At 62.9% G+C, this 12,806-nt stretch carries 12 protein-coding genes; 5 read left to right on the top strand and 7 right to left on the bottom strand.

The window, feature by feature from the left end:
• Positions 1 to 458: 458 nt before the first annotated feature.
• The gene (locus ATY77_RS20510) at positions 459 to 704 is read right to left on the bottom strand and encodes a hypothetical protein (RefSeq protein WP_088678599.1); all 246 of its coding nucleotides are present in this window, start codon (positions 702 to 704) and stop codon (positions 459 to 461) included.
• A 105-nt stretch (positions 705 to 809) separates the two neighbouring features.
• Between ATY77_RS20510 and ATY77_RS20515 the strand changes: the two genes are divergently transcribed.
• Together ATY77_RS20515 and ATY77_RS20520 are read left to right on the top strand one after the other, a co-directional pair.
• Positions 810 to 1,007, top strand: coding sequence for a hypothetical protein (locus tag ATY77_RS20515; protein ID WP_029531594.1), 198 nt, complete (start codon positions 810 to 812; stop codon positions 1,005 to 1,007).
• Between the two features lie 262 nt (positions 1,008 to 1,269).
• Positions 1,270 to 1,548, top strand: a complete 279-nt coding sequence (locus ATY77_RS20520; RefSeq protein ID WP_088688619.1) for a hypothetical protein — start codon at positions 1,270 to 1,272, stop codon at positions 1,546 to 1,548.
• Here ATY77_RS20520 and ppdK read toward each other — a convergent pair.
• The 6 genes from ppdK to ATY77_RS20555 all read right to left on the bottom strand — a co-directional run bounded on the left by ppdK (position 1,502) and on the right by ATY77_RS20555 (position 10,619).
• Positions 1,502 to 4,264 carry a pyruvate, phosphate dikinase gene (ppdK, locus tag ATY77_RS20525; protein WP_245314383.1) on the bottom strand — a complete coding sequence of 921 codons (2,763 nt, stop codon included), beginning with the start codon at positions 4,262 to 4,264 and terminating at the stop codon, positions 1,502 to 1,504. The two genes, ATY77_RS20520 and ppdK, sit on opposite strands and share 47 nt — an antisense overlap.
• Positions 4,265 to 4,876: 612 nt before the next feature.
• Positions 4,877 to 8,338, bottom strand: coding sequence for a chromosome segregation SMC family protein (locus ATY77_RS20530; RefSeq protein ID WP_088688620.1), 3,462 nt, complete (start codon positions 8,336 to 8,338; stop codon positions 4,877 to 4,879).
• 288 nt (positions 8,339 to 8,626) lie between these two features.
• A complete protein-coding gene (locus ATY77_RS20540) occupies positions 8,627 to 9,397 on the bottom strand; it encodes a DsbA family protein (protein ID WP_190237674.1) in 771 nt (256 codons plus the stop codon).
• 153 nt (positions 9,398 to 9,550) lie between these two features.
• Positions 9,551 to 9,820 (bottom strand): type II toxin-antitoxin system RelE/ParE family toxin, encoded by a 270-nt coding sequence (locus ATY77_RS20545; protein WP_088688622.1) that lies wholly within the window; start codon positions 9,818 to 9,820, stop codon positions 9,551 to 9,553.
• A complete protein-coding gene (locus ATY77_RS20550; protein WP_088688623.1) occupies positions 9,804 to 10,028 on the bottom strand; it encodes a DUF6290 family protein in 225 nt (74 codons plus the stop codon). The genes ATY77_RS20545 and ATY77_RS20550 overlap by 17 nt, the downstream gene beginning before the upstream one ends.
• Before the next feature lie 96 nt (positions 10,029 to 10,124).
• On the bottom strand, positions 10,125 to 10,619 hold the full coding sequence (locus ATY77_RS20555; RefSeq protein WP_088688624.1) for a DUF721 domain-containing protein: 495 nt from the start codon (positions 10,617 to 10,619) through the stop codon (positions 10,125 to 10,127).
• 96 nt (positions 10,620 to 10,715) lie between these two features.
• Here ATY77_RS20555 and mutY point away from each other — a divergent pair, with 96 nt between their 5' ends.
• Genes mutY through ATY77_RS20570 form a run of 3 tightly spaced genes read left to right on the top strand, consistent with a single transcriptional unit; the run spans position 10,716 to position 12,795 of the window.
• A complete protein-coding gene (mutY, locus tag ATY77_RS20560; RefSeq protein WP_088688625.1) occupies positions 10,716 to 11,807 on the top strand; it encodes an A/G-specific adenine glycosylase in 1,092 nt (363 codons plus the stop codon).
• 2 nt (positions 11,808 to 11,809) lie between these two features.
• Complete coding sequence (locus ATY77_RS20565) at positions 11,810 to 12,424, top strand: HAD family phosphatase (RefSeq protein WP_088688626.1); 615 nt, start codon at positions 11,810 to 11,812, stop codon at positions 12,422 to 12,424.
• Between the two features lie 5 nt (positions 12,425 to 12,429).
• Positions 12,430 to 12,795, top strand: coding sequence for a nuclear transport factor 2 family protein (locus tag ATY77_RS20570; protein ID WP_088688627.1), 366 nt, complete (start codon positions 12,430 to 12,432; stop codon positions 12,793 to 12,795).
• Positions 12,796 to 12,806: the final 11 nt, after the last annotated feature.

Raw genomic sequence — 12,806 nt, forward strand, 5'->3', positions numbered from 1 at the left:
TCATGACGTCGGTCGTTGACACCTATTCCTGTACGGGCGCTTTGTCGCGCGAACCCCGGGATGGCCATCCCGGGGTTCGATCCCAGCTTCTCCTGCAGTAAAGCATAGATTTGAGAGACAATTCCTGGCGTTGATATCGGCGGCGTTCGTAAGCAGAAGCTTCAGGATTTCGCGTTCGAAATACATGTCGAGAAGGTGGACGGGCTGGTATCGATACTCATCGACCGACGTCGCCAGAGATGGTTCGGCTGCAAGCATGGTTCTTACGGTCGTGACATCGCCCGCATGGACGGCATCATGGAATTTCTTGATCACATCCGTACTCGCTGCCGCGGCCGAACTGAATGAAAGTCCCAAGATGGCAATCACACGCAGGATAAAGCGAAGCATTGTTACTCCGAAACTTGGGGCTGGATCGCACGGGAGCTCGGATCAAATCCAGCGCACGCGCTTCTGGATTACCGCCGCTCGGCCGCCGCTTCCGCGAGGCTGCGGAAGGGAAATTTGCGCCCGCATTCGCATTTGAGCATGAAGGATTCCTGGTGGTTGGAAGGACGCTGCACGCCGAAGCCGCGCGGCAGCTGATCGACCTTGAAATCCGGGTGCTTGCGGTTGGGGTCGTCGATCTCGGAGGCCTCGGCAAATCCGGCATTGCCGCATTGCGGACAGCTGAGTTTCTTCGAAAATCGATCGCGAATGGCCATGCTCGTCCCCATGCTTGAGAGGCTCCCCTCTTACAGAGGAATGCCGGTTCGTGAAAGTGGAACCATCTTCCGGCAGTGCCGTTCCCTTCCGGAAAGGAGGCGATCATGCCGAACAGAGATCCGATCCCGACACCGACGACCGACACACCGCGCGGCCCGACGCCGACCCCCGGCATTCCCGACCGCATTCAGGAAAAACCGCCGCTGACGCCGGCGCAGGACCCCGGCGATACGAAGAACCCGCAGGACCCGCCGCTTGATCCGGCGCTGCTGCCGATCGGTGATCCGGCGGGGGCGGCGTGATTTTGGTGAGAGCATTCCCCCACCCTTGTCTCATTCCTGTGCCCGTCACGGGAATCCAGCCACCGCGCGTCCGCGCGGTGAATGACTCTTGTACGGTGAAGCAGGGTTTCCGGCGCCAAGGACTTGGGCGCACTGGATTCCTGTGACGAGCACAGGAATGAGGAGGGCTTCCCTCAAGTAAGGACAATCGGCTCTGCCTATCTCCTCGCTTGACGCCCGCACCCGAATGGCATTTCCTCAGGGAAAAGCAAGGAATACCACGATGCGCGTCCCTATTCTCGTCACCGTCATAACCACGCTCGCCGCCGGACTTTCCGCCTGCCAGACGATGACGCCGGAGGAGCGGCGGGCGGCGGATGAGCAGCGTTGCCTCGGTTACGGGTTTCGCCGCGGCACGGATGGCTTTGCCACCTGTCTGCAGCGCATCGATCTCGACCGGCGGGCTGAATCGCGGGCGCAGAGCGCCGAACTGATGCAGAGCATGGCCTGGGATCTCAACGGGCCTTATATTTACCGCGAGCGCTGGCACCATCATCGCTAAGGCCGGCCGTCCGCAGATGCTTTCCGGTCATTTTGCTATTTTCCCGCTGGGCTTTCAGCTCTGATATGACCGCCTGCGCGGCCGCCAACCTCGCGATCGGCACGCGGAAAGGTGAGCAGGAGACGTAATCGAGCCCGATCGTCTCGCAGAAGCGGATCGAGGCCGGGTCGCCGCCATGTTCTCCGCAGATGCCGAGCTTCATGTCCTGGCGGGTGCGCCGGCCGCGTTCGGCGGCGATGCTGATCAGTTCGCCCACACCGTCGAAATCGAGCGAGATGAAGGGATCGTGCTCGATGATGCCCTTGCGCTGATAAGTCGGGATAAAGGCGGAGGCGTCGTCGCGCGAGATGCCGAAGGTGGTCTGCGTCAGGTCGTTGGTGCCGAAGGAGAAGAATTCGGCCGCTTCGGCGATCACATGGGCGCGAAGTGCGGCACGCGGCAGCTCGATCATCGTGCCGACCAGATAATCGATCTTCATGCCGGCCTCGTTCATCACATCGCCGGCGATTTCGTCGATGCGCGCCTTGACGTAGTCGAGCTCGGAGCGCAGGCCGACGAGCGGCACCATGATCTCAGGCACGACGGCGGCACCCGTCTCATGGGCTGCGGCCACGGCCGCCTCGAAGATGGCTCGGGCCTGCATCTCGACGATTTCAGGATAGGAGATCGCCAGCCGGCAGCCGCGATGGCCGAGCATCGGATTGAACTCGTGAAGCGCATCGACGCGCTGGCGCAAAGCCAGAGCCTCCATGCCCATGGCGAAGGCGACTTCGGCCACCTCGTCGTCGGTCTTCGGCAGGAATTCGTGCAACGGCGGATCAAGAAGGCGGATCGTCACCGGCAGGCCGTGCATGACGGTGAAGAGGCCGGTGAAATCCGAGCGCTGCATCGGCAGAAGCTTGTCGAGCGCCAACCGCCTGCCCTTTTCGTTTTCAGCGAGGATCATCTCGCGCATCGCGTGGATGCGTTCGCCCTCGAAGAACATGTGTTCGGTGCGGCAAAGGCCGATCCCCTCGGCGCCGAAGGAGCGGGCGGCGCGCGCATCGGCCGGCGTATCGGCATTGGTGCGCACCGTCATGCGGCGGGCGCGGTCGGCCCAGCCCATGATGCGGCCGAAATCGCCGGAGAGTTCCGGCTGGATCATCGGCACCTCGCCCTTCAGCACCTGACCGGCCGAACCGTCAATGGTGATGATATCGCCCTTCTTCAGGGTGACACCGATCCCGAGCAGGCGCTCGTTGCGTTGATCGATGCGCATGGTGCCGGCGCCGACGACGCAAGGCGTGCCCATGCCGCGGGCGACGACCGCCGCATGGCTGGTCATGCCGCCGCGCGTCGTCAGGATACCTTCGGCGGCATGCATGCCATGAATATCCTCGGGGCTAGTCTCGACCCGGAGCAGGATGACCTTGCGGCCTTCGGCCTCAGCTTCCACGGCCTCTTCGGCGGTGAAGACGATGGCGCCGGTCGCCGCCCCCGGCGAGGCCGGCAGGCCGGTGCCGATCACCTGGCGGGTGACGCGCGGATCGATCGTCGGATGCAAGAGCTGGTCCAGGCTTGATGGTTCGATGCGCAGCACGGCCTCTTCCTCGGTGAGCACGCCCTCATCGACCATATCGACGGCGATCTTCATCGCCGCGCGCGTCGAGCGCTTGCCCGAACGGGTCTGCAGCATCCACAGCCGGCCGCGCTCGATGGTGAACTCGATATCCTGCATGTCGCGGTAATGGATCTCGAGTTCGCTGCAGATGCGGCTGAGCTCATGGAAGGCCTCCGGCATCAGCTTTTCCATCGAGGGCTTGTCGGAGCCGGAGGAAAGACGCCCCTCCTCGGTGATGCTCTGCGGCGTGCGGATGCCGGCGACGACATCCTCGCCCTGGGCGTTGACGAGGAATTCGCCGTAAAGCGCCTTTTCGCCGGTCGAGGGGTTGCGGGTGAAGGCGACGCCGGTCGCCGAGGAATTACCGAGATTGCCGAAGACCATGGCCTGGATGTTGACGGCCGTGCCCCAGCCTTCCGGAATATTGTGGAGTTGGCGATAGGTGACGGCGCGCGCGCTCATCCAGCTGGAAAAGACGGCGCCGACGGCACCCCAGAGCTGGACTTCCGGATCCTGCGGAAACTCCTGCTCCAATTCCTCCTCGATCAGCTTTTTGTAGAGCGAGACGATATGCTGCCATTCCGAGGCGCTGAGTTCCGTATCGAATTCGTAGCCGAGCTTGGCCTTCTCGTCTTCCAGTATCTCCTCGAAGGCATCGTTGCCGAGGCCCATGACCACGTCGGCATACATCTGGATGAAGCGGCGGTAACTGTCCCAGGCAAAACGCGCGTCGCCGGCATCGTGGCCGAGAGCCTGCACCGTCTCGTCGTTGAGGCCGAGATTGAGGACCGTGTCCATCATACCGGGCATGGAGACGCGCGCGCCGGAGCGCACCGATAAGAGCAGCGGCTGGCTGACGGAGCCGAAGTGGCGGCCGGTGATTGCTTCTATGGCAGAAATGCCCGCACGCACCTCAGCCTGCAGCCCTTCCTCGATGTGGCGGCCGTTCTTGTAATAGGTGTTGCAGGCGTCACTGACGATCGTCAGTCCCGGCGGCACCGGAAGCCCGAGGCGGCACATTTCCGCGAGATTGGCGCCTTTGCCGCCAAGAATCTCCTGGTCGCGCGCCCGGCCCTCTGCCTGCCCGTCGCCAAACGTATAGACCCACTTGGTCATCTTCCCCCCAACACCAAACCGGGGTTAGCTTAATCCCTTGGTGTTGAAATGAAAATCGACAAATGCGGCAAAATGTTGCGACGCACAATAAATCTGCATGCGGCGGGCCATCGGACCGAGTGAAACATTTCGGCGCATAAAAAAAGCTTTGCGGGACTGCAACATGTCCCGCAAAGCCTTGTTTCCGTCCGGCCAGGAAAACCGGACGGGGGGTCCCTCAACCCAGGAGCGGTTCCTCAGAATCGCTCTGATCTTAGTCTTACGCAATTCCCGGTAGCTGCCTCACGCTTCGGGGAATTGCTCACGGCATCCGATTTTGCCCTCTACCGGAAACCGCTTCGCGAATTTCGATATGCGCAACGTTGACTGCCTGCCTTCCAGCAAAAATATCAGGTTGCGTTGAAACAACTTCTAATGCAAGTCATTGCAAAGAGCATCACCCAAATGGGGTACAGGCCGCCTAAGAGCCGACCTTTTTTGGTGTTTAATGCCAATCTTTTGATTTTTCGCAATTTTTGGACGCAAAGCCGCTCGGCAACCTCGCTGGAACTGCTCCCGCGCTTCATCCAAACCCAGACGCAGAAAACCACGGTGCGTTTCCTTGAGATCGCTCTAGGCGATCTCGCGCAACCGCTCAGCCGTCTGCAGGTCGACGGAGACCAGTTGGGAAACGCCCTGCTCGGCCATGGTAACACCGAAGAGGCGGTTCATGCGGGCCATGGTGATCGGATTGTGGGTAATGATGACGAAGCGCGTTTCGGTGGAAGCGGCCATTTCGTCCATCAGATTGCAATAGCGTTCCACATTGTGGTCGTCGAGCGGCGCATCCACCTCGTCGAGCACGCAGATCGGCGCCGGATTGGTGAGAAAGACCGCGAAGATCAGCGCCATGGCCGTCAGCGCCTGCTCGCCGCCGGAGAGCAGCGTCATGGTCTGCGGCTTCTTGCCCGGCGGACGCGCCAGGATTTCCAGGCCGGCTTCGAGCGGATCGTCCGATTCGATCAGCTGCAGTTCGGCCGTGCCGCCGCCGAAAAGATGAGTAAACAATCGCTGGAACTGGGCGTTGACAATGTCGAAGGCGGCGATCAGGCGCTCGCGGCCCTCTCGGTTGAGGCTCTGGATGGCGCCGCGCAGCTTGCGGATCGCATCGATGACATCGTCGCGTTCCCTGACCAGCGTTTCGAGCTTCTCGCTCAACTCCTTCTGCTCCTCGTCGGCGCGCAGATTGACGGCGCCGAGGCGTTCGCGCTCCATCCTCAGGCGTTCGAGCTCGCGCTCGACTTCACGCGGGTCGGGGAGAGCCTGCATGGCCGGACGCCCGGTCAGACGCAGCGCCTCGTGCGGGGGCACGTTGAGGACCTCGCGGATGCGGCTTTCGCTTTCTTGCCGCTTCTCGCGGGCAGAGACGAGGCGCTCCTCGGCGCGGCCGCGGCGTTCCCGGCATTCGGCAAGCTCGGAAAGCGCCGTCGCCGCCTTGTGGTCGGCTTCGCGCTGGATGCGTTCGGCCTCAGCCAGAAGATCGCCGGCGTTTCGGCGCGCTTCCTCCGCCTTCTGCAATTCGCTGAGCAGGGCGCGGCGTTTGTCATCGAATTCATCCGGCGCCATTTCGAGGTCGGCAGCCTCTTCGCGCGCCTCTTCCTCGCGCTCGCGGAGCGTGGCGACATGATCTTCTCCGCTTGCCACACGCTGGCGCCAGGTCTCGCGCTCCTGGCCGATCGCGACGATGCGGCGCTGGCGGGCCTCGTTTTCCCTGGCGAGACTTTCGTGGCGGGCGCGGCTCTCGGCGAGCGCACCGCGATCCGTCGCAACTTCGGCCTGCTGGAAACGCAGTCGCTCATCGATCTCGGTCAGATCGGGCGCATCCTCCAGCTCGATGCGGGCATTCTCCTCCTGGACGGCGATCTCCTCGAGCTGCGCGCCAAGCTGGCTGGCGGCCTCGCTGACAACGTCACGGCGGCGGATGAGGTCTCCGGAAGCGCGCTCGGCAGCCGCGAGCGCTTCACGCGCTTCGCCGAGATGACGCGCCGACAGACGGCTCATATCGCGCGATTCGGCGAGCCTCCGCTCCTCCCCGCGGATCGCCTCAGCGGCGGCGGCCTGCCGCTCCTCAGCTTCCGCGAGAACATCGCGGGCAAGCGCCGCCTCGCCTTCGAGTTCGGCCAGGCGGTTTTTCTGGGCGAGGCGAAGGGCAGCAGCGCTCGGAGCGTCAGCACCCGTGACATGGCCATCCCAACGGTAGACGGCGCCCTCTTTCGTCACCAGCCGCTGGCCGGGCTTCAGCGTCGCCATCAGGGACCCTGCATCAGCCTCCGCGACGAGGCCGATCTGGCGCAGACGGCGGGTCAGCGCGGACGGCGCACGAACGTGGTCGAGCAGTGGCGTAACACCTGACGGAAGCGCCGGATCGGCGGCGCCATCGCCGTTTCCGGACCAATGGGCCGGCGCCTCGGCATCAAGCGGCGATTCCAGATCGTCGCCAAGGGCGGCGCCCAACGCGGTTTCGAAGCCGCGATCGACCTTCAGCTCTTCGGCAACGGGCGGAAATCTGCCCGCCGCCGCCCCGGCGGCCAGCATGCGGGAAATGGTGCGGGCCTCGGTTTCCAGCGCATTCAGCGCCGAACGGGCCTGCTCTACCGGCGCGCGCGACAATGCCTCCGTCTGGCGGGCAGCGGCAAGCGCCTGTTCGACCGTCTGGACCGCAGCTTCGGCGTCGGCGACGGCGATCTCGCCGGCCTCCACCATTGCGCGCTTCTCCTCGGGATCAGGCAGGCCTGATATCTTCTCGCCGATGGCCGACAGTTCCTGGTTCGCCTCGTCCATCTGGCGTTCGAGGCGCATCCGGCGATCGGCGAGATCGCGGATGGCGCGCTCCAACTGATTGCGGCCGGCGGCGGCCTCGGCGCGCTCGGCCGTCAGCGCGGTGAAGATGCGCTCGCTGTCCGCGAGCTTTGCGGTCGCCCCCTCGAAGGCCTCGCGGGTTTCGTCGGCATAGCGGCCGGAATCGGCGAGAATCTCCAAGATTTCCGCCTCTTCCGCATCAAGCTTGGCGAGGATGACGGCATTGTCGGCCACCAGCCGCTCCTCGCGTCTGATATCCTCCGCAAGCTGGGCGAGCCGGCGCGTGAGTTCGTCGCGGCGGCGCAGGATGCGTCCGGCATCTTCCTCCAGCTGGCTTCTGGCGATCTGCAGCCGCTGCAGGGCGGCGGCGGCACGGGCTTCCCCGTCGCGCAGTTCCGGCAGCTTGAGGCTGGCGATGCCCTGCTGCTTGGCCGCCTCCATCTGGACCTGTGCCTTTTCGGCGACGACTGATGTCGCCTGGTTCAGCGCGCTGTCGGCCTCGGCCTCGGCCTCCTTGGCCTGTACCCAGCGGATGTGCAGAAGCATCGCCTCGCGGGCGCGGATATCGGCGGACAGCGTCTTGAAGCGGTTCGCCTGGCGGGCCTGACGCTTCAGGCTCTCGATCTGGCTTTCCAGCTGCGAAGTGACGTCGTCGAGACGCTCGAGATTGCTTTCAGCGGCGCGCAGCCGAAGTTCGGCCTCGTGACGGCGCGAATGCAGGCCTGATATGCCGGCCGCCTCTTCGAGCAACTGGCGGCGGGCCTGCGGCTTTGCCTGGATCAGCTCGCCGATGCGCCCCTGCCCGACCATCGAGGGCGATCGCGCCCCGGTGGAGGCGTCGGCAAAGAGCAGTTGCACGTCCTTGGCGCGGCTTTCCTTGCCGTTGATGCGATAGAGCGAACCCTGTTCACGCTCGATGCGGCGGGTAACCTGGATCTCGTCGCTGTCGTTGAAGGCGGCAGGCGCCGTGCGCTCGGAATTGTCGAGATAGAGCGCCACTTCGGCGGTGTTGCGGGCCGGGCGATTGCCGGAACCGGAGAAGATCACGTCATCCATGCCGGAGGCGCGCATGTTCTTGTAGGAGTTTTCCCCCATCACCCAGCGCAGCGCCTCGACGAGGTTCGACTTGCCGCAGCCGTTCGGGCCGACGACGCCGGTCAGCCCCCGTTCGATGATGAATTCCGTCGGCTCGACGAAGGATTTGAAGCCGACAAGGCGCAGCCTGTTGAACTTCATGCAGAAGCTCCGGCGCGGAGGGTGGGGATGGCACCCCCCTCTGCCCTGCCGGGCATCTCCCCCACAAGGGGGGAGATCGGCAGGAGGCTAGGGTTTCCCCAAACAACGGGCCGCACGTCCAGAGCAGCCTTGAAAGGGTCAGATATTGAGGATGGGACGTTTCCCCCTGCCGATCTCCCCCCTTGTGGGGGAGATGTCCGGCAGGACAGAGGGGGGTGCTTCCCACGCAGCGACAAAAAAAAGGGCGCACGGCTTTCGCCGTCGCCCGTCGTCGTCAAACGGTGCGGTTCAGAGCAGGCTGTCGATGAGCGCCGACATGGTGTCAACCGGCATGTCTCCAGAATAGCGCTTGCCATTGATCAGGAAAGTCGGCGTGGCGTTGACGCCGAAGTCCTTGGAACCTCTTTCCCGCGTGGCGTTCACTTCATCCAGAAGCTTCTGGTTCGTCAAGCATTTCGTAAAGCTATCCTCAGTAAATCCGGCAAGCTTCGACATCTGCAGCAGCGCGGCGCGGCCGTCATCGGCGGCGGCCCAGACCTGCTGCTGCTTGAACAGCATTGATACCATCGGGAAATACTGCTCCGGCGTGCTCAACTGCTCCGGATTGGAGGCGTTGCAGCGGGCAAGCATGAAGGCGGCTGCGGCGCGCGGATCGAAGGGGAATTCGCGGATGATGAACTGCACCTTGCCGCTGTCGACGTATTTCTGCTTGATGGTGTCAAAAGTCGTGTTGTGGAAATGCGCGCAGTGCGGGCAAGTCATCGACATGTATTCGACGATCTTGACCGGGGCATCGGCCTTCCCCAGCGCCATCTCAGGCAAGGCGCCGGGCTTCAGCACTTCGGCCATATCGACGTCGCCGTCGGACTGCGGCAATTCCGTCCCGGACGTGGCAGCCGTCTGAATGGTGTCGACATTGGTGCCGTCGGCCATGGTCTTGCCGGAGGACGAAGCATCGGCAGCGTCCTTGCTGTCGTTGCAGGCGACAAGCGTTACGGCAGCTGCGGCGATGGCGATGCCGCTGAGCAGGCGGCGTTTCGTCAGTAGCATTTCGGACATTTGCATGGGTTCCCCATAGGTATGAGAGTGACGGCGTGACTGTGCGATATAACGGCTGACGGCCGCTCACAAGCCACGGATCAGCAACTTCCTTCAAAGAATTGTGACCGTGATGGGACCACCAGACAAAATTGCGATCGATCGGCTTGTTGATTATCGATAGACATCGCGGCGGTTGCCGATACGCACGATGAGGATTCGCACGGCCCCATCATCGATGCTTGCGATCACGCGATAGTCCCCGACGCGATACTTCCAGAAATCCCCGAGTTCGGACCCTTTGAGCGCCTCTCCAATGGATCGTGCGTCGTCCAGCCTTGCGACGCGGTCATTGGGAAATCGAAGTATTCGGCGAGCCGCCTCATGTCCAAGTTTCTCAAGCTCACGCTCGGCGGCCCGGTGAAACTCAATTCTCCACGCCATGACGTGTCATGAGCTCGGCTAGCGAAACGGTATCACTCTCGCCCCGTCGAAGCTCTTCGAGGCGCTTTTCGGCAAGATAAATATCTTCGAGATCATCGAGATGTTCGAGAATGGCTTGACGCGCATAGAAGCTCTTGCTGCGACCCGTGCGCCTGGCGAGCTCATCGAGCCGTGCTTCGATATCCGGCGGCAATCGCAAGGCCAGCATGTTCGTTCTCCTGTCTGCTATACAAATATAGCATTCGACAGGAACAGAATCTACATCCGCTTTACGGTTGTCCGGACAACTCAGGCACCTTGCCCGTCAACGCCCACCCCGCTTCCCCATCACCGCCGTGCCCAGCCGCTGAATCGCCTGGCGCAGCTTGTCGCCCTCGATGCCTTCCATCATGCCTTCGAGCTTGCGGGCGGCTTCGCCCTTCAGCGGCGGCGGGGTGCGGGAGCGGCGGACGGCTTGGGAGACCGGCTTCTGGACGATGCGGATCTGGTGGACGGCGGAAAAGCCGAAGAAGCTGTTGATGCGCTGGATGAGTTCGCCCTGGGCATGGGTGAGGAAAAGCGCGCGCGCACCTTCGCAGGCGATCGTCAGCACGCCGGGGCGAAAGCTGCCGTCATCGCCGCCGCCGCGCGCCCAGGCGATCTTTTCCGGCCGGGTGCAATCGGCGAAATCCTCGCCGGCGATTTCGCTCCAGGAGCCGAGCAGAGCCGTGTTGATGCCGGCCCGGCGCGCCAGGACAGGATCGATCAGCCCGTTCGCCAGCTCGGAAATCTGCTTCACATCTTTGCGTGGATAACTCATCGAAACCCTTAAGCGGCGGCGCGATTTGGCGGGGCCGACTTGATCGCGCGACCTTGCTTCGCCAAGTATAGGGCCTTCCCCCTATCGCGGCAAATCATGACGATCACGACCCTCGACACGCCTTCGGCAAAACCCCTCCTCGACTGGTACGACCGGCACCATCGCGACCTGCCCTGGCGTGTCTCACCGGGCATGGCGGCGCGCGGCGTCAAGCCCGATCCCTATCACATCTGGCTTTCCGAGGTGATGCTGCAGCAAACGACGGTGCAGGCGGTCAAACCCTATTTCGCCAAGTTTCTGCAGCGTTGGCCCGCGGTGACCAGCCTCGCCGCGGCCGCAAACGACGAAGTGATGGCCGCCTGGGCGGGGCTCGGCTATTATGCACGCGCCCGCAACCTGAAGAAATGCGCCGAAGCGGTGGCTAGGGAATATGGCGGCATCTTTCCCGACACGGAAGCAGGACTCAAGTCGCTGCCCGGCATCGGCGATTATACGGCCGCCGCCGTCGCGGCCATCGCCTTTAACCGGCAGGCCGCTGTGATGGACGGCAATGTCGAGCGGGTGATCTCCAGGCTTTACGCGATCGAAACCCCGCTGCCGGCCGCAAAGCCCGTGATGAAGGAAAAGGTGGTGCTGCTGACGCCTGCGGCGCGGCCCGGCGATTTTGCCCAGGCGATGATGGATCTCGGCGCGACGATCTGCACCCCGAAGCGGCCGGCCTGTTCGCTCTGTCCGTTCAGAGGGGCCTGCGAGGCGCTGAAGTTTTCCGATCCCGAGCTTTTTCCTGTCAAAGCGGCGAAAAAGGAGAAACCGGTCCGTCAGGGCGCGGCCTTTATCGCGGTGACCGCCGATGGAGAAATCCTGTTGCGACGGCGAGGCGACAGCGGTCTGCTCGGCGGCATGACCGAGGTGCCGACGACGGCCTGGACGGCGCGCATCGATGGCGAGACCTCGGCGGAAGCCGCCCCCTTCGATGCGGCATGGCATGCCTGCGGCACCGTCATCCATGTCTTCACGCATTTCGAACTCAGGCTTTCGATCTACCGCACGGCCATCGCCGCCACGGTCGACACGAATGACGGATGGTGGGAGCCGGTCACAAATCTTGAAGCGCAGGCCTTGCCGACCGTCATGAAAAAAGCGATCGCAGCGGCTATTCCTCTCGCGTTCAAAACATCCAAGGGATGACCATGACTACTGAGATAAAACATATCGTTTTCGATATCGGCAAAGTTCTTATTCATTACGATCCGAATCTTCCTTTCGCCCGTCTCATTCCCGACGAGACCGAGCGCAACTGGTTCTTCGCCAACATCTGCACCCACGACTGGAACATCGAGCAGGACCGCGGCCGCACCTGGGAAGAGGCCGAAGCGCTGCTGATTGCCGAGCACCCTGCCCGCGAAGAGCATATCCGCGCCTTCCGCAAATATTGGCACGAGATGGTGCCGCACGCCTATGAGGACAGCGTCGCGATCCTGGAAGGGCTGATCGCCGAAGGCCGCGACGTGACGATGCTGACCAACTTCGCCTCCGACACTTTTCGCGAGGCGCAGGCGCGTTTTCCGTTCCTCACCAAACCGCGCGGCGTCACCGTTTCCGGCGATGTCGGCCTGATCAAGCCGGATATCGCGATCTACGAGACGCATACGAAAAGCTTCGGCCTCGACCCCAAGGCAACGATCTTCATCGACGACGCGCCTGCCAATGTCGAAGGCGCCAAGGCCTTCGGCTGGAACGCCGTGCTGTTTTCCGGCGCCGAGAAGCTGCGCAGCGATCTTGCCGCCTACGGATTGAAGGTCTGAGAGCCATGGCTTTCGACCCGGCCGAAGAAATCGAACGCTTCCACGCCGCGATCAACGCGCTGGATTTCCCTGTTATCGAGGCCTATTTCGCCGAGGACGCCACCTATGTCTCAAACGGCGTCGGCAGCCTTGCCGGGCGGGGCGAGATCATGGCCGCCTTCCGGCGCTATTTCGACGATTATCCCGATCAGACGGCTGAGAATTCGCTTGTGGAGACACTGACGCCGCTGTCCGGCCGGTCCGTCTGGTCGCTCCGCGCCACCCACAGCAAGACGGGAAGGCCGCTGATCCGCGAGGGCGAGGAGACGATCACCTTCAACACAGAAGGCCGCATCATCCGCGTCGACGTCACCGACTACAAGGACTTCTAAAATAGAAGACG

It is taken from the genome of Rhizobium sp. R634, from assembly GCF_002211305.1.
In the GTDB taxonomy this organism is placed as follows: Bacteria; Pseudomonadota; Alphaproteobacteria; order Rhizobiales; family Rhizobiaceae; genus Rhizobium.

Coding starts and splice junctions, on each gene's coding strand:
- ATY77_RS20510 (WP_088678599.1), bottom strand. CDS start 704: ATGGCCATTCGCGATCGATTTTCGAAGAAACTCAGCTGTCCGCAATGC.
- ATY77_RS20515 (WP_029531594.1), top strand. CDS start 810: ATGCCGAACAGAGATCCGATCCCGACACCGACGACCGACACACCGCGC.
- ATY77_RS20520 (WP_088688619.1), top strand. CDS start 1,270: ATGCGCGTCCCTATTCTCGTCACCGTCATAACCACGCTCGCCGCCGGA.
- ppdK (WP_245314383.1), bottom strand. CDS start 4,264: ATGACCAAGTGGGTCTATACGTTTGGCGACGGGCAGGCAGAGGGCCGG.
- ATY77_RS20530 (WP_088688620.1), bottom strand. CDS start 8,338: ATGAAGTTCAACAGGCTGCGCCTTGTCGGCTTCAAATCCTTCGTCGAG.
- ATY77_RS20540 (WP_190237674.1), bottom strand. CDS start 9,397: ATGTCCGAAATGCTACTGACGAAACGCCGCCTGCTCAGCGGCATCGCC.
- ATY77_RS20545 (WP_088688622.1), bottom strand. CDS start 9,820: ATGGCGTGGAGAATTGAGTTTCACCGGGCCGCCGAGCGTGAGCTTGAG.
- ATY77_RS20550 (WP_088688623.1), bottom strand. CDS start 10,028: ATGCTGGCCTTGCGATTGCCGCCGGATATCGAAGCACGGCTCGATGAG.
- ATY77_RS20555 (WP_088688624.1), bottom strand. CDS start 10,619: ATGAGTTATCCACGCAAAGATGTGAAGCAGATTTCCGAGCTGGCGAAC.
- mutY (WP_088688625.1), top strand. CDS start 10,716: ATGACGATCACGACCCTCGACACGCCTTCGGCAAAACCCCTCCTCGAC.
- ATY77_RS20565 (WP_088688626.1), top strand. CDS start 11,810: ATGACTACTGAGATAAAACATATCGTTTTCGATATCGGCAAAGTTCTT.
- ATY77_RS20570 (WP_088688627.1), top strand. CDS start 12,430: ATGGCTTTCGACCCGGCCGAAGAAATCGAACGCTTCCACGCCGCGATC.